The following is a 23,657-nucleotide window of genomic DNA, read 5'->3' on the forward strand; positions in this document are numbered from 1 at the left end:
CGTTATCCTATTGTGATGCTTCATGAATTCCTCCGATGCGGATACGTTTTGCACGACGACCACCGCTCTTTCGGGGAGAGAAGTCCACGAAACTGTCTCCGTTCTCGGCAGATAAACCGCTGGACTTCGTGGCGTTCAGCCGAACGACACCTGCGGCCAGGATGCGCCCGATCTCGGCGAGGCGCGCGTCGGCCGACATGCGCTCAGGGCATAGGGGATTGGGCCCCGAAATCGGGGTTTCACGTTCATCAAGCATGGGAGCGCCTTTCGGGTTGGTGAACCCACTTGAGTCCCAACAGAACCCAATAATCAAGCCGAAACAATCGGTTGGTGAAGGCCTGCGGGCTCGAGAGTACGTGTTAGGGTTTGCGGCTTGGCGCAATCAATGACGTGTGGCAGGTTTCACCAGTGGATCAGTCTCGAGTTTGAGTGCGGCTTTCCAAAGCGGAGTTTTGGTGAAAACGCTGCGCTCGGTGCTTTGAAACCCTTTGACGCGGTTCATGTGAAGCAAGCCAACCCAACAAAGCGGCCGAAGTATGTTGAGGTACAAGCTGCCAAGCACGTCATCGTAGCGGGGTAACGGGCTGTGGTCGGGTGGGCCGTAAAGGGTATGGCGCAGATCCGCACCTGTAATGCCGTCCTCGGCCTCGACATTCAGAATGTTCAAAAACATGTCCCAGTTGCCAAGAAGAGGTCCATCGCTGAAACGCGTGTATCCGGTGTGGTTCACCTCAAAGAGATAAAATGGTGTAATGATCCCGAAGAGTTGCCCAGGATGCCGGCTGACTTCCGTGCCTGCCTTGGTTAGTTTGAACTGCCCCTTGTAGTGCCGCCCCATCTTGAGGGTCGTCAGCAAGAAGTGGATATCGCTGAGCGGCATGAAATCCTGCTCGTTCAGGACTTTGTTCACGGCAAAGAGGTCCGCCTCGGTATGGCCGTGCCAGTTGAACTCCCGCGCCGCCCAATGCACGAAGTTGCGCTTGAAGCCTTTGGAGGCCGTGAGGCCGATGCCGCCGTGTTCAGCAACATAGGCGAAGGTTTTTAGAAAGCCTCTGAGCAATGGCGAATAGCTGAGGGTTGGCTCGTCATCAGCAAGGGAACAGAATTCAATCACCTCAAATCTCCCGCGCAAACCAACGAATGCGGCCAATGATGACGATTTCATCTGCCGTGCGCTCGTACTCCGGATAGTGCTTGTTGTCCGAGATCACGCGGACGGCAGGCGGATCGCTGTTCGGGACATGTTGCAGGCGCTTCGCTACCAAGCCCATGCCATCATCCAGAACAAAGATCCCAGGTGGGTTCGGGGCCTTACGGTCCATGTCAACGAGCACGGTGTCACCATCAAAGAGCGTGGGTTCCATGCTGTCGCCCTCGACCTTCATGATCCGGAGTTGGGAGGGCGATGCCTTTAGACCTTGTTTGATCCAAGACTTCCGGAAGTGGTAAGCACGACCTGGTTCGTCATAGATCTCAAGTGCCACGGACCCGCCGCCCATTGAGGGCCGCACGGGGGCTTGCGCGATCGGCACGAAGCTTTCGTCGGGGTTTTCCAAGAAAGGGGATGGCCCCTCGATATCACCAATGCCGTGGATCAGCCAATCTACTTCGACCTTGAGGACGCGCGCGACCTCCATCAATCGATCTAGGCCCGGCCGAGATGAGCGGCCTCGCAGGATGTCGTACACGAAAGACCGATTGACCCTGGCCATCTCCGCAACATGCGCGGGGCTGAGCCCAAGCTGGTCCGCACGCGCCTGCAGTCGGTCGGCCAAACTATGATGCGAGGTCATCTTATCCCCATCCGGTTGTGGATATAATAGGATAAGACATGATTGCTATGGGATCGTCAAGACGATAGAACAATAATGGAACATGCGGGGTGAGAGTCGGAGGCAGTCATGCGGATTGAGAAGGAGTATTATTCGCTGTCAGAGATCCTTCGGCGCTGGTCTATTGAGGAAGACGACCTGATCTACCTCGCAGAAAACAACCACGTCCGCCTGTCCATTCGGGTCTTCAATCAACTCCTAGAGTTTGGCGACTATGATGCTGACATCGATGGGGTGCGGTTCCGGGTGCCCTATGAAGAACGGGTGTTCAGCGGCCTTCTCGATCTACATGCCTGCGATGTGTTCCATCTCTTCCGCTGTGGGGAGGCTCATCTGAATGAGTTTCGCCATGATCGCTGCGGTTACGCGGCGTTTCCGGAGGTACATGCGCCGCAATATGTTGTTATTGGTGATCTTTTGATGCGACGCCATGAGCGCGATCGCTATGAAATCAAATCAGGATTTCACATGGGCGACGGACAAACTCCAGAGCAAGGGTTCATCTACACCGTCGGCTACCGCGAAGTGCGCAGCCGCGGCTTTTGCTTTCAACTGGGTGCCATCCAGGCCGACGTCGTGCGGGTGCTTCATGCCGCAGCCGAAGCGGGTCAGCCTTGGCAGAACGGAAAAACCCTTCTGACGGCTGCAGGATCGCGCAGCCTGAAAATGGTCGATGTCTTCAAGTCAAAGCCCGAGTGGCGCGAATTGATTCAGTCCGATGGGCGCGGGAACTACCGTTTGCGCTTCGATTAAAGACCGCGCAACCGTGCCTGCCGTGGGATGGGTGTGGGATCTGCTGGGGGATGGGTGCCGGATGCCCATCCCCCAGAGCGTTTCAGTGTGCTGATATTCTTCAAAAATTTCATCCGGCACTGTATCCCACTCCGATCCCGACGACATCCCACGCCGGCGTTTTGCATTGTCTCCTGGTAACCAAGACAGGAGACAAGGATGCAGTCAAAACTCTGCCTCACCCAAAAGGAGTTGGCCCGACGCTGGGCGATCTCTCACCGCACACTTGAGAGGTGGCGCTGGACCGGCGAAGGCCCCGATTATCTCAAACTCGGCGGGCGGGTCATCTACCGGCTCGAGGACATCATGACCTTTGAGGCTGCGGCATTGCGCCGAGGCAATGCCTCCCAAAGCGCAAAGGTGTCGTGATGGCGTTGCAGATCCGCGATGATATTGGCTTTTACGCTTGGGTCTCGCTCGCAGACGCAGGTGCAAGTGTCAGCTACCACCGTGGGTTTTTGGCCGTTGATACCGGCTCGCTCATGTCGCGCCTGACACCCTCTCAGCAGGCCACGTTGCGCGGCATCGCGGATGCCGCCTGGCGCGCCTCCGAGCAACAGCTGGTGCATCTCGTCCAGGAACGCCTTGGCCCGGATCTCTTTGAATACCGCGCCATCGCCCGGCCGAAACCTCCCACACCGTCCATCCCTGAACGGCTGATCGCAGCCCACTGATTTCGTTTTGAAAGGAGCCCCTATGGCTTTCCCCGAAAACACCCCGAGCGTGGATGACATGCTCAATTTGCCGGTCACAGAACTGGCTCTCATGCCACCAAACCTCCTTGCAGCTGTCCAAGCGGAAATCGATGTCGCCACCGACCACATGAAGGCGGTAATCGAGCGGTTCGCTCTGGCCCTTGAGGTCCGCTATGCGGCCCGAGCCTCTGAGTGTCGCGGTCACGAAGGCAAGGACACGGGCACCATCCGGTTCGAGGATGACGGCGTCACCGTGATCGCCGAACTCCCTAAGCGCATCGTCTGGGATCAGGCCAAGCTCGCCCAGATCGCTGCAAATATCGCATCCGCTGGCGAAGACCCGGCCGAGTTCATCGATACCAAGCTGTCGGTGTCCGAGCGCAAATTCGGCGCTTTGCCCGAAAGTTGGCGCAAGGGGTTTGAGCCCGCGCGCACGGTCCGCACCGGCAAGCCGAAGTTCCGTTTCCTTTTGAACGGAGGTGCGTTGTGACGGCACTTCTTCCCATCCCCCAGGGCGACCCGAGCCTTCCCGGTTTGATTGATCGTGCCGCGACCATGCTTTCGAATGCGAAGACCTCGGCGGAAGTCCTCGAAGCCCGTGAGGCCGCAGGGCTTGCCTACGATGTCGCAAAGCGTGCCGCGCGCCTCAGTCGGGCCAAGTCCGCGCATGATGATCTGATTGCGGCGGCCCATCGCGCCCAGGCTGATGCGTTGGAAATCGAAGCCGCCGCCAAACGCCGCCTCGCCGATGAATATGACATGGCACAGGCTCAAGGTGAGGTCGGCAAGAGCGGGGTACGAACGGACCTCGTTTCGCAGGGGAACGAGGTCGTTCCTTCCGCCGCAGACATCGGCCTTTCACGCAAAGCCATTCACGATGCGCGACTGATCCGCGACGCGGAAGAGGCTGACCCGGGCATCGTACGCCGAACCCTCGACGAGAAACTCGAGCGTGGTGAGGAGCCAAACCGGGCGGTGTTGCGCAAGATGGTGGTCGATGCCGCCATGCGCGGCATGCGCCCTGAGCGCAAACCAAGTCGCCGGAACCCGCTTTATGTCCCGCCGACACCCCAACAGGCCGCCTGGCAGCATGTCACCGGTACGTTCCGTGCCTTCGCTGAATGGGCGACGGACGAGAACTTGGCCCTTGCCCGAGCGGGGATGCGCGAGGCCCGCGACAGCCAGTTTCACCATCTCGACGTCGCCGCCATCGCGGCCGGGTCGAAAGCTTTCACCAACATCAAGGAGTGGTTCGATGCTTGACAGCCAGTCAGCAGCCTTTGCCGAACGCGTCTGGGAGGTGGCCTCTCAGCTCGGCAACAATGCCCCGAAAATAGCCGACGACATCATGGGCGAAGCCTTTCCGTTGACCTGTTCGCAGGCAAGGGCGGAAGGCGCGATGCGTATGCTGCGCATCGGGATCATTTCCGAGGTGAAGCGGATCCTGCGCAACCGCCACGACGGGCTGAGCCAGACGGATTTCGCCAACCGCTGCGATGCGTTTGCGCCCCTCGTCAGCGACCTGCGATCGAAGTCCTACTTCGTCGAAAGCGCTCAGGAATACGTCGTGGTCCCGGACCTGATCGCTGAACCCGATCTCCTCGACGATGCGCGACGCTTCATGCGGCGCAAGGGGCTTGAATGCCTTGCGGAAGCCGACCGGCTTGATGCGCTCTACGCGGCTGTCACCGGCGAAGTCGCGCCCGTCCTGGCGACGATTTCCAAACCCAACCCTGACATAGGAGAGTTCTAATGGCGATTTCACTCGCTTCCCTGCGCACGACCTCTGCGCTGACGCCACCGCGCATCTTGATCCATGGTGTGGCGGGGGTTGGCAAATCCACCTTCGCGGCCGCTGCGGATAGGCCTGTGTTCATCATGACCGAGGACGGGCTCGGCAAACTGCAGGTCCCACATTTTCCGCTGGCGACAAGCTATGCCGAAGTTGCTGAAGCGCTTGATGCGCTCCTGACCGAGGACCATGATTTTGGCACTGTGGTGATCGACAGCGTCGATTGGCTGGAGCCGCTGATCTGGGCGGAGGCCTGCCAGCGCAATAAATGGGCGTCCATCGAGGCGCCGGGGTTTGGCAAGGGCTATGCCGAGGCGCTGAATGTTTGGCGCGAATATCTCGACAAGCTCAATGCGCTTCGTGACCAGAAGGGCATGGTGGTCATCCAGATCGCCCATACCGACATCAAGCGTTTTGATAGCCCCGAGCACGAGCCCTACGACCGCTACGTGATCAAGCTGCAGACCCGCGCCTCGGCGCTGCTGCAAGAGCATTCCGATGTGGTGCTCTTCGCCAACTATCAGATCTCGGTCGCGAAATCCGATGTCGGCTTCAACAAGAAGGTGACTCGGGCGCTCGGGTCTGGTGCGCGCGTCATGCACACCGAAGAGCGCCCCGCCTTCCTCGCCAAGAACCGCTACGGCCTGCCGGACACCCTGCCACTTGAGTGGTCAGAGTTCCTCGCAGCCATGCCCCAACCTGAATGATTGCCTTGAAAGGATAAGACCATGGCACGTTTCGATACGTCCTTTGACGCGACCAGCGTTGAGCCCACCACCGCCTACGAACTGCTGCCCGCCGGCAAATATCGCGCCCAGATCGTCGAAAGCGAGATGCGCGTCACCCGCAACGGCATGGGCCAGTTCCTCTGGCTGATGCTCGATATCCTTGATGGCGAGCACAAGGGGCGGAAGATCTTCGACCAGCTGAACCTGGTGAACCCGAACCCGACCACCGTGGAAATCGCGCAGCGCACGCTCTCGGCGATCTGTCACGCGACGGGCCGGATGCATGTCAGCGACAGCGAGGAACTGCACCTGATCCCGATGATGATCCAGGTGAAGATCAAGCCGCCGAAGAATGGCTATGGCGAGAGCAATGCCATCGCCTATCTGCCGCCCGAACATGGCGCAGCGGCCCGTGCTGCCAAACCGACGCCCGCCGCGTCCGCGACACCTGCGGCTCCGGCCAAGATGACATCTGCTCCCTGGAACAAGAAGGGCTGATGCGCTGCGCCGCCTTGACCTGTTGACGGCCGGGGCGGTGCCCAACCCCATCTGAGGACATTCCCATGAGTGACATGAACAACGCGGCCCCTGTGGCCGTGATCAGCCCCGGCTTGCCTGATGATCAGCGCCGGTTGATCGAACTCGACGACGCCATTGCCAAGATCCGCACCCAAATCGCGACGGCTGATCTGGGCCGGCAGCGCGGCCATAAGCCCATCGACCCGGACTGGTTCCATCGGGCCCGCACGGCGCTCAGACACCTGAGCCGCGAACGGGCAGAACTGCTGGCCAAAAGCACCGGTCGCCGCCGCCGCGAAAAGCTGAAGGACGCGCTGATCGGTGTTCTGCGTGAGCGCCACGACCCCGAGACCTGGAGCGGCATTCTGGCCGAGGCTCAGGCACGCAGTGAACGGGAGGGTCTGTGATGGCCGAGCTTCCCGAAGCCCCCACGCCGACGCTGACGGCGATCTATGCCGATTATGAGGCCCGCCAGGGCGACGGTTTCCGCGACCACCTCGGCGCCTCGATCATCGGCAAATCCTGCGCCCGCGCGCTCTGGTATGATTTCCGCTGGGTCACGCCCGCGCGCCATTCCGGCCGCCTGCTGCGCCTCTTCGAGACTGGTCAATTGGAAGAGGACCGCCTCGTGCGCAATCTGCGCGCCACCGGCGCGACGGTGCTCGAGGTCGACCCGGAGACGGGCCGCCAGTTCCGCGTCGAAGCCCATGGCGGCCATTTCGGCGGCTCGCTGGACGGCGTTGCCATCGGCATCCTCGAGGCCCCGAAGACCTGGCATGTGCTCGAGTTCAAGACCCATGGGGTCAAGAGCTTCACTGAGCTGACCGCCAAAGGCGTGGTGCAGGCCAAGCCCCAGCATGCCGCGCAGATGCAGATCTACATGCACCTGACGGGCATCACGCGCGCCCTCTACGTCGCGGTCTGCAAGGACACCGACGCGCTGCATGTCGAGCGCATCGAGGCGGACCGCGCCATGGCCGAGCGTCTTCTGGAAAAGGCCGGGCGCATCATCTTCGCCCAGCATCCGCCCGCGCGGATCAGCCAGGACCCGGCCTGGTTCGAATGCCGGTTCTGCGATCACCATACCGCCTGCCACGAGGGTGGTGGGGCGGCCGTGACCTGCCGGTCATGTTTGCATGCAACGCCCGTTGACGGCGGCTGGCACTGCGCCCGTCACGACCGGATTCTGGTGCCGGCCGAGCAGCGTGCGGCCTGCAACCGCCATCTTTTCATCCCCGATCTCGTTCCAGGCGAGGTCATCGATGCGGGCGACGATGTCGTCACCTACCGCATGGCCGATGGCTCGACCTGGGCAAACGACGCCCGCTCAACGGAGGCCGCGCCATGCTGACCCTGCGCCCCTATCAACAGGCCGCGATCACCGCGATCTACAGCTATTTCCAATCCCACAAAGGCAATCCGCTGGTGGTGATCCCGACCGCCGGGGGCAAGAGCCTGGTCATGGCCGCCTTCATCGAAGGCGTGCTGAGAGCTTGGCCTGACCAGCGCATCCTGATCGTGACCCATGTCCGCGAGTTGATCGCCCAGAACCATGCTGAGATGATCGGCCTCTGGCCCGAGGCCCCGGCCGGCATCTATTCGGCGGGCTTGGGCAAGCGCGAGGCACAGGCCCGCATCCTCTTCGCGGGCATCCAGTCGATCCACCGCCGCGCGGCTGAGATCGGGCACACGGATCTCGTGCTGATCGACGAGGCGCACCTCATCCCCGGCAATTCCAGCACCATGTATCGGCGCTTCCTCGACGGCCTGACCCGCATCAATCCGGCACTCAAGGTCATCGGGCTGACCGCCACGCCATTCCGGGTCGACAGCGGCATGTTGCACGAAGGTAAGAACGCGCTCTTCACCGATATCGCCTATGAGGCCCCGGTGCGCGATCTGATCGACACTGGCTATCTCAGCCCGCTCGTGTCGAAACAGCCCGTCACGCGGCTCGATGTCTCGAAGGTCGGCACCCGCGCCGGTGATTACATCCAGCGCGATCTGGCAGCGGCGGTCGACAAGGAGGCCATCACCCGGGCAGCGGTCAGCGAGATCATCGCGCACGGCCGTGACCGGAAATCCTGGCTGGCTTTCTGTTCGGGTGTTGAGCACGCGCGACATGTGGCCGAGGAGTTCGGCCGCCAGGGGATCACCTGCTGCACAATCTTCGGGGATACGCCGAAGGAGGAGCGGGACGCGATCATTGCCGCCTTCAAGCGCGGCGAAATCCGCGCACTGGCCTCGATGGGCGTGCTGACCACCGGGTTCAACGCGCCCGCCGTCGATCTGATCGCGCTCCTGCGCCCCACCAAATCCGCAGGCCTCTATGTGCAGATGGTCGGTCGCGGTACGCGTCTCGCTCCGGGCAAGGAGAACTGTTTGGTCCTCGACTTTGCAGGCAATGTCCGGCGCCACGGGCCGATCGATCTGGTGCGCCCGAAACGTCCGGGTGAAGGCGGTGGTGGCGAGGCTCCGACCAAGCTCTGCCCCGAATGCGACAGCATCATCGCGCTCTCGGCAACTGAATGCCCCGATTGCGGCTACGTCTTTCCGGCTCGCGAGGTGAAGATCGCTCCGACGGCGGCCACGCTGCCAGTCCTGTCGCCGAAGATCCAATGGCTGCCCGTGCACGGCGTCTCCTACAGCCGCCACGACAAGCTTGGCGGGCTACCCTCGATGAAGGTCACCTACAGCTGCGGGCTGAAGTCCTACAGCGAATGGGTCTGTATCGAGCACCAGGGCTATGCGCGTCAGAAGGCGGCTGAGTGGTGGCGCAAGCGCGCCCCGGGCTGCCCGGTGCCGCTCACTGTCGATCAGGCCATCGCGGAAGCCGTGCGTCTTGCTCGCCCCAGCGCAATCTCGATCCGTCCCTCGGGCCGCTATGTCGAAATTTCCGGCCACAGGTTTGACCAATGCGCGCACTCCACACCGGCCTCTGCGCCGTCTGCCACCGGCAACCTCGTGGGTTTGGCTGGTTCAACCCCCACTATCGGCTCACCGACCCGCGGCGCGACACCAGCCGCAAGCACCTCTGCAGCCAGACCTGCCAGGACATCTGCCATGGGAGGAAGGGCATGATCGATCCAACCCCGAACGAGGCTGAGGCCATGACCGTCGGCGGCCAACAAGGCGGCGAGTATCTCGAAAGCATCGGGAAATCCGATCTCGCCACCCTCACCGAGACCGAGTGGGACCGTTTCATCGATGCGGTCGTCACCGGATATTGCGACCACTTGCGCGAGCTGGCGGGCCAGGACCGCAAACGCCTCGACGCCATGACCCCCGAGGTACCCTTCTGATGGCTGACACATCCTTCATGGCGCGCTTCGGCGCACGGCTCGTCACAAATGGCTACGCCATCCTGCCCATCGGCCCGGGCACGAAAAAGCCCGGCCGCTTCCAGCGTGGGGCATGGGCGGATTATCCGGAATGGAACCGTCATGCCGAGCGCGGCACGACCGAGGTCGAGGTGGCCACATGGTCATCTTGGCCGGATTGCGGCGTCGGGATCGTGGGCGGTGCTGTCGCAGCGGTCGATATCGACATCAAAGACGATGCTGATCTTGCACTGCAGATCGAGCAGCTGGCGCGCGCCCGCCTTGGCGATACGCCCGCCCTGCGCATCGGCCGGGCCCCGAAACGGATGCTGGTCTATCGCACGGCAGAGCCATTCCGGGGCATCAAGCGCCATCCGCTGGAAGTGCTCTGCCTCGGGCAACAGTTCGTGGCTTACGCCAATCATCCGGACACCGGTGCACCCTATGCCTGGCCTGAGGACGGGCTGGCGGACATCGACATCACCGATCTGCCGGAAATCACGACCGAGGCCGCGGTGGCGTTTCTTGACGAGGCCTATGCGCTGCTGCCGGAAACGCTGCGTCAGCGGGGGCTGGCGTCCAGTGCACCAGCCGGTGACATCGCGCGCAGCCACAGTCAAATCGGTACGTTGCCAGCAATCGAGGCGGCGCTCGCCTGGCTGCCAAATGCCGAACTCGACTATGACAGCTGGATGCGCGTCGGCATGGCCCTCAAAGGCGCGCTCGGCGAGGCCGGTGCTGATCTCTTTGCTGACTGGTCAGCGCAGGCGGCCAAGGATGTGCCCGCGACCACGATGAAGGCCTGGGCCAGCTTCAAGCCCGACCGGATCGGGGCTGGCACGATCTACCATCTCGCCATGGAGCGCGGCTGGCAGCCTGAGCCTGACCTTCGCCTGGACGGCAGCCTGCCCGATGGTGGAGACCATCCGGCGGCCGGTTTACTAGCGAGGCTTGATGTCGCGACGGTTGCCCCAGCAGTGTCCGCGCCAGCACCTGCGTATGCTCTGGCCATCCCTGACGGGCTGGTGGGCGATCTGACCGACTACATGCTGACCACCGCCCGGCGGCCGCAGCCGCTTCTTTCGCTCGGGGCCAGCCTCTGCGCCATTGGCGCGCTGATGGGTCGGAACTACCGCACCGAGAGCAACCTGCGCTCGAACCTTTATGTCGTTGGCATCGCGGATAGTGGATCAGGCAAGAACCACGCCCGAGAAATCATCAACGAAACCTTCTTCGAAGCCGGGCTCGCGCATCACCTCGGCGGCAACAAGATTGCCTCCGGCGCGGGGCTTTTGACCGCGCTGCACCGCCAGCCCGCGATCCTGTTCCAGATCGACGAGTTCGGCATGTTTCTGTCGGCGGCGGCGGACCGCAAGCGCAGCCCGCGCCACATCACCGAGATCCTCGACAACATGACCGAGCTCTATACCTCGGCGGGCGGGATTTTCCTCGGGGCGGAATACGCTAACCGGGATGGAACCAACGAACGGCGCGATATCAATCAGCCCTGCCTCTGCGTCTATGGTACGACGACGCCCTTGCACTTTTGGGGGGCGCTGCAAGGGGCGAACGTGGTCGATGGATCACTGGCCCGTTTCCTGATCCTGCCGAGCGATGAGGACTACCCCGATGAAAACATCGCCGTGGGCATCCGGCAGGCCCCGCCCGCGCTGATCAACGGGCTTCAGCTCATTGCATCGGGTGGGGGCACACAAAAGGGCAATCTCGCGGGCAAGACCGCCGATCAAAACACCGCCGTGAACCCGATGATCGTGCACATGACCGAGGAGGCGCGCGCCCGGTTCCGCCAGCTCAGCATCGATCTGACGGAGGAATTGCGCGCTGCCGCTGGCACGGCGTTCACAGCCATCCTCGCCCGTATCGGGGAAAACGCCCTGAAGCTTGCCCTCATCGTGGCGGTGGGGCGTGATCCTGCTCAGCCTGAAATCGAGATCACTGCTGCGGAATGGGCCATAACCTTCGTACGGCACTACGCGCAGCGCACGATGGAGGCGGTGGAGCGGCATGTCGCGGACACCGAGACCGAGGCACACCTGAAGCGGTTGAAGGAAATCATCCGAGGCTCGGGTGCCAAGGGCATCACCAAGTCCGAGATCACTCGGGCCTCGCAGTGGCTGAAATCCCGTGACCGCGATGAGATCCTGCTCACCCTGATCGAGAGCGGGGACATCACCACTGGCATGCGGGATACCGGCGGGCGGCGGGCCATGGTTTACCGGCTTCTGGCGTGATCCGGGGACTTCCTTCAAACCGGCGGTTTCTTCAATTGAAAGAAGTTTGGGTCCAAGTGCCTGTAAGAAATGGGTATTTTGACTTCCTTCACTTCTTTCAATCTTTCAAGAGGATCCCTGTATATGTGTATCCTCGCGCGCGCGGTGTAAATAAGGATGAGGTACCTCATGAAATAATTGAAATATTGAAAGAAGTTATATTATATATAGGGATCAACACCTTAGGGGCTAACTTCTTTCAAGATGCCCCGTTGAAGGAATTGAAAGAAGTCCTGGGCGGCCCGCTCGCCCCGCACCTGACATGATCAGACCACCCTTCGGGGCCTGGCGAGACCGCAGCCTTCACCGGCCAGCCCTCTCGCCACGCTCGCCAAAGCGAAGAGGAGGTTTTGATGACCCAACCCAACGAAAATCCGCGCTGCATTCTGGCGCTCGATCTCGGCACCACGACCGGCTGGGCCCTGCGCGGCTACGACGGTCTGATCACCACCGGCACGGCCAGCTTCAAGCCTGGCCGCTACGATGGAGGCGGTATGCGCTATCTGCGCTTCACAAATTGGCTTACGGAACTGGACCGGCTTTCCGGGCCCATTGCCGTGATCTGGTATGAAGAAGTCAGGCGTCACGCAGGGACGGACGCAGCCCACGTTTATGGGGGCCTTATGGCCTCACTGACGGCATGGGCTGAGTTGCGGGGAATTCCCTATGCTGGAACGCCGGTGGGCACGATCAAACGCCATGCCACGGGCCACGGAAACGCACCCAAGCAGGCCATGATCGCGGCCGCCCGTGCGCGCGGTTACAGCCCGGCGGACGACAACGAAGCCGACGCCATCGCCATCCTGCACTGGGCTCTCGAGACCCAAGGCGGTGTGGCATGAGGCTTTACCCAAAAGGCTACGGCGGCCAGCGCCGGGATCCGGAACAGGTCAAGCGTGAGGGCTGGCATGAGCAGCGCATGCTCGCCGTGTCCCTTGATGACCCGCGACTGACCTGGCCCGAGCGTGAACTCGTCCGCCAACTGGGGGACAAGCTCTACGGGCCGCTGCCCGCTGTGAGGGAGGTGCACCATGGCTGATCGCACCTGGACCGCCGACGACGTCGCCGATCATTTCGAGGAGGCTTTCCGCACCCTGCGCAAGCTGCCGCCGGTTAGGGTGCAGGGATACTTCAACGCATGGCCGCAGATCGTGCGGTCGGAGAAAGAAATCCTCGCGATGGAGCTGCAGCCGATGCGGGTATGGCCGTCGACGGCAGCGATTACCCGGCTCGAGCAGACCTTCGACTGGGTGCTGTGGATCGGCGAGGACGAACGTCGCTTGATCTGGTGGCGGGCGGCCCGGCGTCCCTGGAAGGAGATCACCTACCAACTGGGCGTCGATCGAAGCACAGCATGGCGGAAGCACAAGCTCGCTTTGACCAAGATCGCGACACGGCTCAATGCGTGTTGACACAAATTGCTTGGGCAGATTTACCTGACCTGCCCAAGCGCATCAAACAACGACAAACACTGATCACTGCGCCGCTTAAAGGGGATCATTTATGCTCAGAAGCGAATTGGTGGCCAAGATTGCTGCCGAAAACCCAAAGCTCACTCAGCACGATGCGGAGAAAATCGTGCGTACGATTTTTGACAGCATAACCGGAACACTTGCCGAGGGTGGTCGCGTCGAGTTGCGCGGCTTTGGGTCGTTTACTGCTCGCAGGCGAGAGCCGCGGCAAGGACGCGACCCTCGGACAGGTGAGGCTGTTGAGGTCGAAGCAAAGTCGGTGCCCTTCTTCAAGGCGGGCAAGGAACTGCGCGACAGGGTGAATGCCTCGGTTGCATAAAATCCCGATACTCGAACGTAGGAAGCGGTTGGGAGGGGTACAAGACCGGCCAGGCCTGATCAAGGCCGGACGAACTTGGCCCCGGTATCGCGCTGAACGCCGCCGGGCGTCACGCGGTTGATGTCGGGTAAGGCGTGCATAAAAAACCCGTCGCTAGTCGCAAGCTGCGCCTTTAACCGTTTCAGGGGTTCCTGTAACTGAGTTCCAAGGGCAACCTTGCTTCCCCGCACTTCAGCCTTGGCAGAGACAACTGAAACGATGCGCACTCCTTCAGATCCGAAGGAAAAGATTGGTGCGCCGGAAGAACCGAAATCCACCGAACACGACATGATCAATATGCCTTCCTGCTGCCCCATGACACCGCACATTTCTTGCAAGGATGGGGCATCGGAGCGGTCATAGGCATAGGACACGACGCCGACCCTGTCGCCAGTGCGCGGGCGCGCGTCCGTTTCGAAGGGCACGACCGAGGTTGTGCGGATCGGTTGCTGCAATTCCAGAAGGGCCACATCGTTGCGCACGCGCGTTGAGACAACTGTTTCATCATAGGTATAGTCAGGATCGATCACCGCCCGTCTTACCCAGCGGTAAGCTTCGGCACGGCCGTTGCGCCATCCTGCCCGGAACTCGATCTTGCTGTGGTCGATCCGCTGGCCTGTCGTTCGGTCAAACAGGCAATGCGCGGCAGTCAGAACTAGATTGGGCGCGATCAAGGCACCGGTGCAGAAACCTCGACCGTCGATATCCAGACGTCCGACGGCTTCCCATCCTCGGGTCTGATCACCCGTGTCCAGCCGAGTCAGGCGCTCGTCTTTCGCAGAAACCACGCCGGATGTTAGAAAAATGCCCGCGCATATCAGGCCCAAAGCCCGAAAAAACCTGCGATTCATCATGGTCCCTCGGAATTGGTGACTGACATTTTCCTGATGGTGATACTGCTGTCGCAAAAGTCGCCTGAAATTGCAACTACACCTCGTTGTCACAGAACTTCCTGAATGACAGATAGGACTGTGCGAGCGCGTCATCAAGTTCGCGCATCACCAGAAGGCCGCCGTCCAATTTGATCTGCGCACCCCTGAACTCAACTCGCATGCGTCGGTCAAAATCGACCCCGTCACACCGCTTCGAACTCACATTCTTTTGGGGATCCATCAAAAGCGTCCGTCACCGCCGTCACCGCTCTGATTTATATTGAAAATATTTCGTTACCGACAGCAAAATTAAGGATTTACTTGCGGGATACGGGATGAAGTGTTGCAACACTTTTGTTTTCGACAGCTGCAACAAGATCATGCTAGACAAAGCATATAATGGGGAGAGTGCGTCTCAGAGACGGGTCTCCCCGTTTTGGTACTGGAGTGGGTAGTTTGAAGCGGAGCAACTGGTGACTGGTTTGCCGAAAAAACTGTCTCCATGCAAAATGGTGCGCCTCGCAACCCATTGAAATTGAACGGGTCCCTCCTTTTTGTAACCGTATTCGGGGGGGCGAGGCCCAAGGGTTTCCCAGTGACACCCCTAAAAACAACCGTTTCGTTTCGGTTTGCGTCGAACCTCAACAAAACAAAGGCCTGACCGCCTGACACAACCCGCCTGAACCGAAATGGGGATCCGACCCCATTTCGCTTTCGGGCATCCCCAAGGACATCACCATGGACGTCGTGGACCTGCCGCTCAAGCAGATCATTCCTTATGCGCGCAACCCGCGCCGCAACGAGCAGGCGATCGCAACGGTCGCGGCCTCGATCCAGGAGTTCGGCTGGCGCCAGCCCATCGTCGTGGACGAGGCCATGGTTGTTCTCGCCGGGCACACGCGGCTGGAAGCGGCGCGCAAGCTCGGCTTCAAGACTGCGCCGGTGCATGTCGCCAAGGGTCTTACCGCGTCCCAGGCGCGCGCGTTCCGGATCATGGACAACCGCTCGAGCGAGAATGCCGAGTGGGACAAGGATCTCTTGAACCTCGAACTGGCCGACCTGCTGGAGGCGGACTTCGACCTCGGGCTGACGGGCTTCACCGAGGATGAGTTGAACGCTCTGATGTCGGGTCTCGAGGAAGGCACCGGACCGCAGGAGGGTGAGGACGATGTGCCGGAAACCCCCGAGTATCCGATCAGCCGCCCGGGCGATCTCTGGATCCTCGGCAACCACCGGCTGCTCTGCGGCGACAGCACGGTCGCCTCGGATGTCGAGCGTCTGTTCGGCCCGGTGAAGCCGCTGCTGATGGTCACCGATCCGCCCTACGGCGTGGAATATGACCCGGGCTGGCGCAACCAAGCGGGGGCGGCGAAGACCAAGCGCACCGGCAAGGTGCTGAACGACGACCGCGCCGATTGGCGCGAGGCTTGGGCCCTGTTCCCCGGCGATGTCGCCTATGTCTGGCATGGCGCGCTGCACGCTGCGACCGTGGCGGAGAGTCTCGAAGTCGCGGGCTTCACCATTCGCTCCCAGATTATCTGGGCGAAGGATCGGCTGGTTCTGAGCCGGGGTGATTACCACTGGCAGCACGAACCGGCCTGGTACGCCGTGCGCAAGTCCGGCAAGGGCCATTGGGCAGGCGACCGCAAGCAGACCACGCTCTGGCATATCGCGAACAAGGACCAAGACGAGAAGACCGTTCACGGGACGCAGAAGCCCGTCGAATGCATGCGGCGTCCGATCCAGAACAACTCGAGCCCAGGTCAGGCGGTTTACGAACCCTTCATGGGATCAGGGACGACGCTGATCGCCGCCGAGACGACAGGGCGTGTTTGTTTCGGGATCGAGCTGAACCCTGCTTACGTCGATGTGGCCGTCCAGCGCTGGCAGAAGTTCACTGGCAAGCAGGCCATTCTGGACGGAGGCGATACGACCTTTGATACTCTGAGGGCGGAGCGTGAGGCCGCATGAAACAGTCTCGCCTAATGTCGTTGGTCGAGGCCGTCGCCAACGTGATCGTCGGTTACGGCGTCGCGGTCGTGACGCAGATTCTGATCTTCCCGATATTTGGGCTGCAAACGACACTCGGACAAAACCTCGCGATGGGCGGGATCTTCACGATCGTCAGCCTGTTTCGATCGTTCGCTCTGCGGCGGCTCTTTGAGTCCATCCGCGTTGCGCGGCAGCGAAGTTAGATCAGGCCGAGGTCTTTCAGGCAGCTTGCCGTATCCATCAGCTGATGGGTCGGGACTTCGACGGTGATGGTGAAGCTGTCGGCAAAGGTTCTGCCGTAAACGCCACCATCGTCCATCAAGGCCATTTCGATCTCTTCAAGGATGACGGTGATGCGGCTGCGGTCGAAGTGCTCGGGCAGGTTCCGGATGGGGAGCCGAATGCTTGTGGTTTCCATGGTGATTTCTCCGAGCGTCGTTTGCCAGGTCAGCTTCGCTCTGGCGGCCGATCTTATCCAGTGAATTCGACGCAATTCCATATGGTTAATCGCACTCTCGAGGTCTGCGCATGTCGACAGCTACACAGCCCATCGGCGTGATCGCGCGGCTTCTGGACCTATCAGAACGGCGGATCCAGCAACTAAGCCGCGAGGGCGTAATACCGAAGGCCGAACGCGGCCAGTATGATCTGATCGGGTCCGTGCGTGGCTATGTCCGCTATCTGCGCGATCAGGCGCTGAAGGCGCAGGCCGGTGCGCCAGACTATGCCGCTGAACGTGCGCGGTTCATCCGAGCGCGGGCCGATCTCGCTGAAATGGAAGCCGAAGAAAAGCGCCGCTCGCTGATCGCGGCCGAACAGATCGAGGCGGCCTGGATTGCTGTGTTGGCGCTCTTGCGCACCCGACTGCTGGCCCTGCCTGACCGGCTGGCACCACAAGCCTTTGAACAATCAACCGTCGGAGACACCCGGAACCTGATCCGCGCCGCCATCCGCGAGGTGCTCGATGATCTCGCGCAGCCAGACATTGAACTTGAAGCCGACATTGACCTTGAAGGGGTCAGCGATCCTGAAGCGGACTGTGGCGAAGGCGCTGGCGGTGCTGAAGCCGCCGCCGGACCTGACGATCAGCGATTGGGCTGATCAGAACCGCCGGCTGAGCTCTGAGGCCAGCGCCGAGCCCGGCCAGTGGCGGACAAGCCGCGCCGAATACCAGCGCGGGATCATGGATGCGATCTCGGATCCGGCGGCCGAAACCGTCGTGATCATGTCGAGCAGTCAAATCGGCAAGTCGGAGTCGATTCTTAATATGGTCGGCTATCACATCGACCACGATCCGGCGCCGATCATGGTGGTGATGCCGACCGAGCGCGATGCCGAAACCTGGTCAAAGGACCGTTTCTCGCCGATGGCGCGGGACACGCCCTGCCTGCAGGGCAAGATCGCTGATCCGCGTTCGCGGGATGGCAACAACAAGATCCTGCACAAACGGTTCCCAGGCGGGCATCTGACCATCGTCGGCGCCAACGCGCCTTCGGGGCTCGCAAGCCGCCCGATCCGACTCCTCTTGTGCGACGAGGTCGATCGCTATCCGTTCAGCGCAGGGGCCGAGGGCGACCCGGTCAACCTCGCGAAAAAGCGGACGGTGACGTTCTGGAACCGCAAGATCGTGCTGGTCTCGACCCCGACGAATAAGGGCGCGAGCCGGATCGAGGCGGCATTCGAGGAAAGCGACCAGCGTCGGTATTGGGTGCCGTGCCCCACGTGCGGTGCAGAACAGTTGCTGACCTGGGGCCAGGTGAAATGGGACAAAGACGAGAATGGTGGCCATCGCCCCGAAACTGCGCGCTACCACTGCGCTGACTGCGACGCCGCGTGGAAGGATGAGTCCCGCTGGGCCGCAATATCCAAGGGTCGCTGGATCGCCGATGCACCATTCAATGGGACTGCAGGCTTCCATCTGAACGAGATCTATTCGCCCTGGGTGCGGCTCGAGGCCATGGCTAAGGCGTTTCTGTCGGCGCGCGCCGGTGGGGACGAGACGATGAAGACCTTCGTCAACACCTCGCTGGGCGAGACCTGGATGGAAAGCGGCGAGGCCCCGGACTGGCAGCGGCTGCAGGGTCTGAAGGAAGATTGGCGCGCGGGCACGGTGCCGACGGGCGGGCTGTTTCTGACCGCAGGCGCCGACGTGCAGAAAGACCGGATCGAGGTTGATGTCTGGGCTTGGGGCAGGGGGCTGCAAAGCTGGCTGATCGACCATGTTGTCATCGACGGCGGCCCGGGCGATCCCGCTTGCTGGCAGAAACTGACCGACCTCCTTGGTCGTACTTGGCAACACGCCAGCGGCACGCCGATGACCATCGCGCGGTTGGCGATCGACACGGGCTATGAGACGGCAGCCGTCTACGCCTGGGCGCGGCAGGTGGGATTTGGGCAGGTCGCCCCAGTCAAGGGGCTCGAGGGCTTTAACCGGGCAAGCCCGGTGACGGGGCCGACCTATGTCGACGCCACCATAGGCGGCAAACGCCTGCGCCGCGGCGCCCGGCTTTGGACCATCGCCACCTCGACCTTCAAGGCCGAGACCTATCGTTTCCTGCGGCTCGATCCGCCGGAGATCGCCAGCCCGGTAGATGGGGAGAGGTTTCCTCCCGGCTTTCTGCATCTGCCGGGCTGGGTCGATGCCGAGTGGCTGAAACAACTCACCGCCGAGCAACTGGTCACGGTCAAAAACAAGCGCGGCTTTGCCAAGCTCGAATGGCAGAAGCTGCGCGAGCGGAACGAGGCGCTGGACTGCCGGGTTTATGCAAGAGCAGCAGCCTGGATTGCGGGGATTGATCGCTGGTCTGAGACGCAGTGGGCGGCGCTTGGCGATGAGCTGGGGGTCGCCTCTCCATCTGCGTTGAAAACTCCAACGCAGCTGGCCGCGCCATCGGCATCGTCACGCCCGGCTACATCCCGGTCGCCGCAGGTTAGCGGTTGGATAGGCCGCCGGCGCGGCAATTGGCTATAGGACAACGATCACATGCAGTGGAGCCAGGAAGAACTGACGGCCCTCCGGCGGGCCTATGCCAGCGGCACGACCCGTGTGAGCTATGACGGCAAGTCAATCGATTATGGCACAGCCAGCGATCTCTTGCGGCGCATTCGCGTGATCGAGGCGGAGATTGCCGAAAGCACAGGCCAGCCCAAGCCGAGACGTAGCTTCGCGCGCTTTTCCAAAGGCTGAACACCATGCAGTGGTTTGATCGCGCCATCAGTGCCGTGGCACCGGGGCTTGGCCTGCGCCGTGTGCGGCAACGCCAGGCGCTCGATGTGCTGGCCCGTGCCTATGAGGGCGCGCGACAATCACGGCGTACGGAAGGCTGGATCAATCCGGGCACCGGTGCCAATGCCGAAATCGGCCCGGCGCTCGCCCGGCTCAGGGCGCGATCCCGCGATCTGGTGCGTAATAACCCCTATGCTGCCAAGGCTGTGCAGGCGCTGGTGAGTAATATGGTGGGCACAGGGCTGATGCCGCGTGCGCGGGCGCAGGACACGGAGTTGGCCACCCAGGCGGATCGGCTCTGGACGCGCTTTGCTGCCAGTTGCGATGCCGATGGGCTCACCGATTTTGCCGGGCTGCAGGCGCTGATCGTGCGCTCTCTCGTGGAAAGCGGGGAGGTTCTGGTACGCTTACGTCCGCGGTTGCGCGCAGATGGTCTGCCGGTGCCCTTGCAGATCCAGGTGCTGGAGCCTGATCATCTCGACAGCCTGCGCACAGAGGAGCTGTCAGGCGGGGGATATATCCTGCAAGGGGTCGAGTTCGATCCTCTGGGGCGGCGCGTGGCCTATTGGCTGTTTCCGCGTCATCCGGGTGATGCCAATGCGCTGATGGGGCAGGGGGCTGTGCAATCGCGCCGCGTGCCGGCTGATCAAGTGCTGCATCTCTTCGAGCGGCTGCGCCCCGGCCAAGTGCGGGGCGTGCCCTGGTTTGCCCCGGTCATGCTGAAGATGCGCGACCTCGATGAGTATGACGAGGCGGAGTTGGTGCGCAAGAAGATCGAGGCCTGCTTTGCGGCCTTCGTGACCGGCGTGGAGGACGAGGCCACACTTGGTTCGGCGCAGACCAATGCCGCCGGGCAGCGGGTCGAGAGCTTCGAGCCGGGGATGATCGAATATCTCGAGCCCGGCAAGGATGTGAAGTTCGCCAGCCCTGCCTCCTCGGGCGGCTATGCTGAATATATGCGCTTCCAGCTGCATGCGATCGCGGCCGGGGTGGGGCTGACCTATGAGCTGCTGACCGGCGATCTGAGCCAGGTGAATTACAGCTCGATCCGGGCGGGGTTGATCGAGTTCCGCCGCCGGATGGAGGCGCTGCAATGGCAACTTCTGGTGCCCGGGCTTTGCCAACCGGTCTGGCGCCGCTTTGTGCAAGCAGCCCAAGCCGCAGGCCAGCTGCCGCAGGATGCCGAGATCATCGCAGATTGGACGGCCCCGCGCTTTGAGGCGGTGGATCCGCTGAAAGACATCCAGGCGGATGTGCTAGCGGTGCGTGCCGGGGTCATGACGCTGAAAGAGGCGATTGCACGGCAGGGCTATGAGCCCGCGCAAGTGCTGCGGGAGATTGCCGAGACGAATACGGAGCTCGATGCGCTGGGGCTCATTCTCGACAGCGACCCACGGCGGTCGACCAAGACCGGCCAGGACAGTGGGCGTGCCGCGGTTGCCACGGATACGGGAGCTATGCCGCCCGACCAGACAGAAGGACAGGACAATGACGAAGAGGACGGATCCCGCTGAGGGCGTAGAGTGTCCTGCGACCGCTGTGCTCGAAGAACGCGGCCTTGGGCTGCAGCTGCGCGCGGATGTGCGGTTGATGCCGGAGACGGCCGATGCCGAGGCGCGCACAGTGGAGCTGGTCTGGTCGACGGGCGCGATGGTGCGCAGGCGCGATTACTGGACCGGCAAGCCCTATGATGAGGTGCTCTCGCTGGAGGCGGGGCATGTGGACCTGAGCCGGCTCAATGGGGGCGCGCCGCTCCTGAACACGCATGGCGCGCATGATCTGGGCCAGGTGCTGGGCGTGGTGGAGCGCGCCTGGGTCGAGACCGGCGAGGCAGGTGCGCAGGGCAGGGCGCGGGTGCGCTTCTCGGCGCGCGCGGATGTTGAGCCGATCTGGCGCGACGTGGAAGCCGGCATCATTCGCAATGTGTCGGTGGGCTACAGCGTGCGCCGCTTCGAGATCACGGAACAAGAGGGGCAGGTGCCGATCTGGCGCGCTGTGGATTGGCAGCCGATGGAGCTATCGGCCGTGCCTGTAGGCGCAGATGCGGCGGCGGGCTTCCGGGGCAGCGCAGCGCCAGAGGCCTTTTGCCAGTTGGAGCGCGCGACACTGCTCAAACCGTCACAGCAAAACATCGAGACCGATCAAGCGGTCACAGACAAGGAAAAGGACAAGACCATGGATGAGCAGATTGAGACTTCCGTTGCGCGTGGGATGACGGAGCCTGGCGACGCCTCAGAGATTGGGGGTCAGACGAGGGTGGCGCCCGCGCATGCGGCACGCGCTGCGGCAGACCCGCGCCACGCAGCAGCAGAAGAACAGCCGATAGCGGGCAGGGCGGCGGCGGCAGAGCCTACGGCCACCCAGGAGCAGCGTCGCGCGATTGGCGCCAGCATTGTCGCGGAGGCAGGCCGCGCTGTGGTTGATGAAGCTGCCATGCGCCGGATCGCGCAGGATGCGATGGAAGGCGAGCGCGCCCGGATATCGGGCATTCAGGATGCCGCGCGCAAATTGGGCGTGGGTGAAGAGATCACGGCGGATCTTGTGCGTCGCGGTGTCAGCCTCGATGAGGCGCGCGGGGCGCTGATTGACGCCGCGGCCCAAAATGACCGCGCGGTCGAGACCCGCCCGCATATCCGCTTGGGCGGGCAATGTGAGGTGGATACCCGCCGGGCGGCGGTGGAAGCAGCCTTGCTGCATCGTCACGACCCGGGCCGGTTCGAACTGACGGCAGCGGCGCGAGATTGGCGCGGGCTTTCGCTCATCGAAATGGCGCGCGACATCCTTGCCTCTGAAGGGGTGCGGGTGCGCGGGCTCAGCCGTGATGAACTGGCGACGCGGGCGCTGCACAGCACCTCCGACTTTCCACTGATCCTGTCTAATGTCACCAACAAAACGCTGCGCGCGGCCTATGAAACGGCCCCGCGGACCTTCGCGCCGATTGCAAGGCGCACAACGGTGGCCGACTTCCGCGATGTGCACAGGCTTCAGCTGGGCGAAGCGCCCCAGCTAGAAAAGGTGAACGAGAGCGGCGAATACAAGCGCGGCACGCTGGGTGAAGCGCAGGAGAAATACCGCATCGAGACCTTCGGCAAGGTGATCGGGATCACGCGGCAGGTCTTGATCAATGACGATCTCGATGCCTTCACGCGGGTGCCTGCGCTATTTGGCACGGCGGCGGCGACGCTGGAGAGCGATGTGGTCTGGGGCGTGATCACCGCCAATGCTGCAATGGCGGATGGCAAGACGCTCTTCCATGCCGGGCATAACAACCTCGGCGCCACCGGCGTGAAGCTCGATGTGGCGGGGCTGGCCAAGGCGCGCACGGCCATGAGCCTGCAAAAGGGGCTTGATGGCAAGACCGTGCTGAACATCCGCCCGGCGTTTCTGGTGGTGCCCACCTCGCTGGAACTGGAGGCCGAACAGTTGCTGGCGCAAAATATCGTGCCCGCGAAATCCGCCGATGTGGTCCCGGGTTCGCTCAGAAGCCTGACGGTGATCTCCGAGCCGCGGTTGGATCCCGGCTCCGGGGCCGTGCCGTGGTATCTGATGGCCAGCCCCGCGGCGATCGACACGATCGAATATGCCTATCTCGAGGGGCAGGAGGGTGTCGCGATGGAGACCCGCATGGGCTTTGACGTGGACGGGATGGAAATCCGCGCACGGCTCGATTTTGGCGCCAAGGCGATCGATTGGCGCGGGCTCTACAAGAACCCGGGCGTGGCGCTGAGCTGAACGCGCTGATCTTGCCCAATCCAGACATCGGGGCGG

At 62.2% G+C, this 23,657-nt stretch carries 29 protein-coding genes and 1 pseudogene; 24 read left to right on the top strand and 6 right to left on the bottom strand.

What is annotated here, in order from left to right; translation table 11 throughout:
- Nucleotides 1–7 precede the first annotated feature (7 nt).
- From ACMUJL_RS00295 to ACMUJL_RS00305, 3 genes are all read right to left on the bottom strand, one after another.
- Nucleotides 8–256, bottom strand: coding sequence for a hypothetical protein (locus ACMUJL_RS00295; RefSeq protein ID WP_375571316.1), 249 nt, complete (start codon nt 254–256; stop codon nt 8–10).
- 126 nt (nt 257–382) lie between these two features.
- Nucleotides 383–1,165 (bottom strand): hypothetical protein, encoded by a 783-nt coding sequence (locus ACMUJL_RS00300; RefSeq protein WP_416914058.1) that lies wholly within the window; start codon nt 1,163–1,165, stop codon nt 383–385.
- Nucleotides 1,116–1,793, bottom strand: a complete 678-nt coding sequence (locus ACMUJL_RS00305) for an XRE family transcriptional regulator (RefSeq protein WP_375571312.1) — start codon at nt 1,791–1,793, stop codon at nt 1,116–1,118. Before ACMUJL_RS00305 ends, ACMUJL_RS00300 begins: the two co-directional genes overlap by 50 nt.
- A gap of 108 nt (nt 1,794–1,901) precedes the next feature.
- Between ACMUJL_RS00305 and ACMUJL_RS00310 the strand changes: the two genes are divergently transcribed.
- The 17 genes from ACMUJL_RS00310 to ACMUJL_RS00390 all read left to right on the top strand — a co-directional run bounded on the left by ACMUJL_RS00310 (nt 1,902) and on the right by ACMUJL_RS00390 (nt 13,760).
- Entirely contained in the window at nt 1,902–2,585 is a 684-nt protein-coding gene (locus ACMUJL_RS00310) for a hypothetical protein (protein WP_375571310.1), read from the top strand.
- A gap of 198 nt (nt 2,586–2,783) precedes the next feature.
- Nucleotides 2,784–2,993 (top strand): helix-turn-helix transcriptional regulator, encoded by a 210-nt coding sequence (locus tag ACMUJL_RS00315; protein ID WP_375571308.1) that lies wholly within the window; start codon nt 2,784–2,786, stop codon nt 2,991–2,993.
- Nucleotides 2,993–3,298 carry a hypothetical protein gene (locus ACMUJL_RS00320; RefSeq protein ID WP_375571306.1) on the top strand — a complete coding sequence of 102 codons (306 nt, stop codon included), beginning with the start codon at nt 2,993–2,995 and terminating at the stop codon, nt 3,296–3,298. Before ACMUJL_RS00315 ends, ACMUJL_RS00320 begins: the two co-directional genes overlap by 1 nt.
- Nucleotides 3,299–3,320: 22 nt before the next feature.
- Entirely contained in the window at nt 3,321–3,809 is a 489-nt protein-coding gene (locus tag ACMUJL_RS00325) for a hypothetical protein (protein ID WP_375571304.1), read from the top strand.
- A complete protein-coding gene (locus tag ACMUJL_RS00330) occupies nt 3,806–4,582 on the top strand; it encodes a hypothetical protein (protein ID WP_375571302.1) in 777 nt (258 codons plus the stop codon). The genes ACMUJL_RS00325 and ACMUJL_RS00330 overlap by 4 nt, the downstream gene beginning before the upstream one ends.
- Entirely contained in the window at nt 4,575–5,072 is a 498-nt protein-coding gene (locus ACMUJL_RS00335; RefSeq protein WP_416914065.1) for a hypothetical protein, read from the top strand. Before ACMUJL_RS00330 ends, ACMUJL_RS00335 begins: the two co-directional genes overlap by 8 nt.
- Nucleotides 5,072–5,818: an ATP-binding protein gene (locus tag ACMUJL_RS00340; RefSeq protein ID WP_375571298.1), complete on the top strand. Its 747-nt coding sequence runs from the start codon at nt 5,072–5,074 to the stop codon at nt 5,816–5,818. Before ACMUJL_RS00335 ends, ACMUJL_RS00340 begins: the two co-directional genes overlap by 1 nt.
- Nucleotides 5,819–5,839: 21 nt before the next feature.
- Nucleotides 5,840–6,337 (top strand): DUF669 domain-containing protein, encoded by a 498-nt coding sequence (locus ACMUJL_RS00345; RefSeq protein ID WP_375571296.1) that lies wholly within the window; start codon nt 5,840–5,842, stop codon nt 6,335–6,337.
- A 65-nt stretch (nt 6,338–6,402) separates the two neighbouring features.
- Nucleotides 6,403–6,765: a hypothetical protein gene (locus ACMUJL_RS00350; protein WP_375571294.1), complete on the top strand. Its 363-nt coding sequence runs from the start codon at nt 6,403–6,405 to the stop codon at nt 6,763–6,765.
- A complete protein-coding gene (locus ACMUJL_RS00355) occupies nt 6,765–7,709 on the top strand; it encodes a hypothetical protein (protein ID WP_375571292.1) in 945 nt (314 codons plus the stop codon). Before ACMUJL_RS00350 ends, ACMUJL_RS00355 begins: the two co-directional genes overlap by 1 nt.
- The gene (locus ACMUJL_RS00360; protein WP_375571290.1) at nt 7,703–9,439 is read left to right on the top strand and encodes a DEAD/DEAH box helicase; all 1,737 of its coding nucleotides are present in this window, start codon (nt 7,703–7,705) and stop codon (nt 9,437–9,439) included. Before ACMUJL_RS00355 ends, ACMUJL_RS00360 begins: the two co-directional genes overlap by 7 nt.
- Nucleotides 9,436–9,660, top strand: a complete 225-nt coding sequence (locus ACMUJL_RS00365; RefSeq protein WP_375571288.1) for a DUF6511 domain-containing protein — start codon at nt 9,436–9,438, stop codon at nt 9,658–9,660. Before ACMUJL_RS00360 ends, ACMUJL_RS00365 begins: the two co-directional genes overlap by 4 nt.
- Entirely contained in the window at nt 9,660–11,930 is a 2,271-nt protein-coding gene (locus ACMUJL_RS00370; protein ID WP_416914060.1) for a PriCT-2 domain-containing protein, read from the top strand. Before ACMUJL_RS00365 ends, ACMUJL_RS00370 begins: the two co-directional genes overlap by 1 nt.
- 392 nt (nt 11,931–12,322) lie before the next feature.
- Nucleotides 12,323–12,811, top strand: a complete 489-nt coding sequence (locus tag ACMUJL_RS00375; protein WP_375571284.1) for a crossover junction endodeoxyribonuclease RuvC — start codon at nt 12,323–12,325, stop codon at nt 12,809–12,811.
- Nucleotides 12,808–13,008 carry a hypothetical protein gene (locus ACMUJL_RS00380; protein WP_375571282.1) on the top strand — a complete coding sequence of 67 codons (201 nt, stop codon included), beginning with the start codon at nt 12,808–12,810 and terminating at the stop codon, nt 13,006–13,008. The genes ACMUJL_RS00375 and ACMUJL_RS00380 overlap by 4 nt, the downstream gene beginning before the upstream one ends.
- Nucleotides 13,001–13,381: a DUF6362 family protein gene (locus ACMUJL_RS00385; protein ID WP_375571280.1), complete on the top strand. Its 381-nt coding sequence runs from the start codon at nt 13,001–13,003 to the stop codon at nt 13,379–13,381. The genes ACMUJL_RS00380 and ACMUJL_RS00385 overlap by 8 nt, the downstream gene beginning before the upstream one ends.
- A 91-nt stretch (nt 13,382–13,472) precedes the next feature.
- Nucleotides 13,473–13,760 (top strand): integration host factor subunit beta, encoded by a 288-nt coding sequence (locus tag ACMUJL_RS00390; RefSeq protein WP_375571278.1) that lies wholly within the window; start codon nt 13,473–13,475, stop codon nt 13,758–13,760.
- Nucleotides 13,761–13,819: 59 nt separating this feature from the next.
- Here ACMUJL_RS00390 and ACMUJL_RS00395 read toward each other — a convergent pair whose 3' ends face one another.
- Both ACMUJL_RS00395 and ACMUJL_RS00400 read right to left on the bottom strand, forming a co-directional pair.
- Nucleotides 13,820–14,653 carry a trypsin-like serine peptidase gene (locus ACMUJL_RS00395; RefSeq protein WP_375571276.1) on the bottom strand — a complete coding sequence of 278 codons (834 nt, stop codon included), beginning with the start codon at nt 14,651–14,653 and terminating at the stop codon, nt 13,820–13,822.
- Nucleotides 14,654–14,756: 103 nt separating this feature from the next.
- Nucleotides 14,757–14,912 (bottom strand): annotated as a pseudogene (locus ACMUJL_RS00400) (IS1380 family transposase); the annotation flags it as partial.
- Nucleotides 14,913–15,409: 497 nt separating this feature from the next.
- Here ACMUJL_RS00400 and ACMUJL_RS00405 point away from each other — a divergent pair.
- Both ACMUJL_RS00405 and ACMUJL_RS00410 read left to right on the top strand, forming a co-directional pair.
- Nucleotides 15,410–16,642, top strand: a complete 1,233-nt coding sequence (locus ACMUJL_RS00405; protein ID WP_375571274.1) for a DNA modification methylase — start codon at nt 15,410–15,412, stop codon at nt 16,640–16,642.
- The gene (locus ACMUJL_RS00410) at nt 16,639–16,866 is read left to right on the top strand and encodes a DUF7220 family protein (protein ID WP_375571272.1); all 228 of its coding nucleotides are present in this window, start codon (nt 16,639–16,641) and stop codon (nt 16,864–16,866) included. Before ACMUJL_RS00405 ends, ACMUJL_RS00410 begins: the two co-directional genes overlap by 4 nt.
- Here ACMUJL_RS00410 and ACMUJL_RS00415 read toward each other — a convergent pair.
- Nucleotides 16,863–17,162: a hypothetical protein gene (locus tag ACMUJL_RS00415; protein ID WP_375571270.1), complete on the bottom strand. Its 300-nt coding sequence runs from the start codon at nt 17,160–17,162 to the stop codon at nt 16,863–16,865. The genes ACMUJL_RS00410 and ACMUJL_RS00415 overlap by 4 nt on opposite strands.
- A gap of 29 nt (nt 17,163–17,191) precedes the next feature.
- Between ACMUJL_RS00415 and ACMUJL_RS00420 the strand changes: the two genes are divergently transcribed.
- Genes ACMUJL_RS00420 through ACMUJL_RS00440 form a run of 5 tightly spaced genes read left to right on the top strand, consistent with a single transcriptional unit; the run spans nt 17,192 to nt 23,621 of the window.
- Nucleotides 17,192–17,764 (top strand): terminase small subunit, Nu1, encoded by a 573-nt coding sequence (locus ACMUJL_RS00420; RefSeq protein WP_375571268.1) that lies wholly within the window; start codon nt 17,192–17,194, stop codon nt 17,762–17,764.
- Nucleotides 17,721–19,634, top strand: a complete 1,914-nt coding sequence (locus ACMUJL_RS00425) for a phage terminase large subunit family protein (RefSeq protein ID WP_416914433.1) — start codon at nt 17,721–17,723, stop codon at nt 19,632–19,634. Before ACMUJL_RS00420 ends, ACMUJL_RS00425 begins: the two co-directional genes overlap by 44 nt.
- A gap of 12 nt (nt 19,635–19,646) precedes the next feature.
- A complete protein-coding gene (locus tag ACMUJL_RS00430; RefSeq protein WP_375571264.1) occupies nt 19,647–19,850 on the top strand; it encodes a phage head-tail joining protein in 204 nt (67 codons plus the stop codon).
- Nucleotides 19,851–19,855: 5 nt separating this feature from the next.
- The gene (locus tag ACMUJL_RS00435; RefSeq protein ID WP_375571262.1) at nt 19,856–21,403 is read left to right on the top strand and encodes a phage portal protein; all 1,548 of its coding nucleotides are present in this window, start codon (nt 19,856–19,858) and stop codon (nt 21,401–21,403) included.
- On the top strand, nt 21,378–23,621 hold the full coding sequence (locus ACMUJL_RS00440; RefSeq protein WP_375571260.1) for a prohead protease/major capsid protein fusion protein: 2,244 nt from the start codon (nt 21,378–21,380) through the stop codon (nt 23,619–23,621). Before ACMUJL_RS00435 ends, ACMUJL_RS00440 begins: the two co-directional genes overlap by 26 nt.
- The last annotated feature ends 36 nt before the right edge of the window (nt 23,622–23,657 follow it).

Origin of the sequence: Seohaeicola sp. (assembly GCF_048006315.1) — a bacterium.
In the GTDB taxonomy this organism is placed as follows: Bacteria; Pseudomonadota; Alphaproteobacteria; order Rhodobacterales; family Rhodobacteraceae; genus Seohaeicola.

What these genes read in the sequence shown, in the direction of transcription:
- ACMUJL_RS00295 (WP_375571316.1), bottom strand. Translation starts at nt 256, where the DNA reads ATGCTTGATGAACGTGAAACCCCGATTTCGGGGCCCAATCCCCTATGC.
- ACMUJL_RS00300 (WP_416914058.1), bottom strand. Translation starts at nt 1,165, where the DNA reads ATGAAATCGTCATCATTGGCCGCATTCGTTGGTTTGCGCGGGAGATTT.
- ACMUJL_RS00305 (WP_375571312.1), bottom strand. Translation starts at nt 1,793, where the DNA reads ATGACCTCGCATCATAGTTTGGCCGACCGACTGCAGGCGCGTGCGGAC.
- ACMUJL_RS00310 (WP_375571310.1), top strand. Translation starts at nt 1,902, where the DNA reads ATGCGGATTGAGAAGGAGTATTATTCGCTGTCAGAGATCCTTCGGCGC.
- ACMUJL_RS00315 (WP_375571308.1), top strand. Translation starts at nt 2,784, where the DNA reads ATGCAGTCAAAACTCTGCCTCACCCAAAAGGAGTTGGCCCGACGCTGG.
- ACMUJL_RS00320 (WP_375571306.1), top strand. Translation starts at nt 2,993, where the DNA reads ATGGCGTTGCAGATCCGCGATGATATTGGCTTTTACGCTTGGGTCTCG.
- ACMUJL_RS00325 (WP_375571304.1), top strand. Translation starts at nt 3,321, where the DNA reads ATGGCTTTCCCCGAAAACACCCCGAGCGTGGATGACATGCTCAATTTG.
- ACMUJL_RS00335 (WP_416914065.1), top strand. Translation starts at nt 4,575, where the DNA reads ATGCTTGACAGCCAGTCAGCAGCCTTTGCCGAACGCGTCTGGGAGGTG.
- ACMUJL_RS00340 (WP_375571298.1), top strand. Translation starts at nt 5,072, where the DNA reads ATGGCGATTTCACTCGCTTCCCTGCGCACGACCTCTGCGCTGACGCCA.
- ACMUJL_RS00345 (WP_375571296.1), top strand. Translation starts at nt 5,840, where the DNA reads ATGGCACGTTTCGATACGTCCTTTGACGCGACCAGCGTTGAGCCCACC.
- ACMUJL_RS00350 (WP_375571294.1), top strand. Translation starts at nt 6,403, where the DNA reads ATGAGTGACATGAACAACGCGGCCCCTGTGGCCGTGATCAGCCCCGGC.
- ACMUJL_RS00355 (WP_375571292.1), top strand. Translation starts at nt 6,765, where the DNA reads ATGGCCGAGCTTCCCGAAGCCCCCACGCCGACGCTGACGGCGATCTAT.
- ACMUJL_RS00360 (WP_375571290.1), top strand. Translation starts at nt 7,703, where the DNA reads ATGCTGACCCTGCGCCCCTATCAACAGGCCGCGATCACCGCGATCTAC.
- ACMUJL_RS00365 (WP_375571288.1), top strand. Translation starts at nt 9,436, where the DNA reads ATGATCGATCCAACCCCGAACGAGGCTGAGGCCATGACCGTCGGCGGC.
- ACMUJL_RS00370 (WP_416914060.1), top strand. Translation starts at nt 9,660, where the DNA reads ATGGCTGACACATCCTTCATGGCGCGCTTCGGCGCACGGCTCGTCACA.
- ACMUJL_RS00375 (WP_375571284.1), top strand. Translation starts at nt 12,323, where the DNA reads ATGACCCAACCCAACGAAAATCCGCGCTGCATTCTGGCGCTCGATCTC.
- ACMUJL_RS00380 (WP_375571282.1), top strand. Translation starts at nt 12,808, where the DNA reads ATGAGGCTTTACCCAAAAGGCTACGGCGGCCAGCGCCGGGATCCGGAA.
- ACMUJL_RS00385 (WP_375571280.1), top strand. Translation starts at nt 13,001, where the DNA reads ATGGCTGATCGCACCTGGACCGCCGACGACGTCGCCGATCATTTCGAG.
- ACMUJL_RS00390 (WP_375571278.1), top strand. Translation starts at nt 13,473, where the DNA reads ATGCTCAGAAGCGAATTGGTGGCCAAGATTGCTGCCGAAAACCCAAAG.
- ACMUJL_RS00395 (WP_375571276.1), bottom strand. Translation starts at nt 14,653, where the DNA reads ATGATGAATCGCAGGTTTTTTCGGGCTTTGGGCCTGATATGCGCGGGC.
- ACMUJL_RS00405 (WP_375571274.1), top strand. Translation starts at nt 15,410, where the DNA reads ATGGACGTCGTGGACCTGCCGCTCAAGCAGATCATTCCTTATGCGCGC.
- ACMUJL_RS00410 (WP_375571272.1), top strand. Translation starts at nt 16,639, where the DNA reads ATGAAACAGTCTCGCCTAATGTCGTTGGTCGAGGCCGTCGCCAACGTG.
- ACMUJL_RS00415 (WP_375571270.1), bottom strand. Translation starts at nt 17,162, where the DNA reads ATGGAATTGCGTCGAATTCACTGGATAAGATCGGCCGCCAGAGCGAAG.
- ACMUJL_RS00420 (WP_375571268.1), top strand. Translation starts at nt 17,192, where the DNA reads ATGTCGACAGCTACACAGCCCATCGGCGTGATCGCGCGGCTTCTGGAC.
- ACMUJL_RS00430 (WP_375571264.1), top strand. Translation starts at nt 19,647, where the DNA reads ATGCAGTGGAGCCAGGAAGAACTGACGGCCCTCCGGCGGGCCTATGCC.
- ACMUJL_RS00435 (WP_375571262.1), top strand. Translation starts at nt 19,856, where the DNA reads ATGCAGTGGTTTGATCGCGCCATCAGTGCCGTGGCACCGGGGCTTGGC.
- ACMUJL_RS00440 (WP_375571260.1), top strand. Translation starts at nt 21,378, where the DNA reads ATGACGAAGAGGACGGATCCCGCTGAGGGCGTAGAGTGTCCTGCGACC.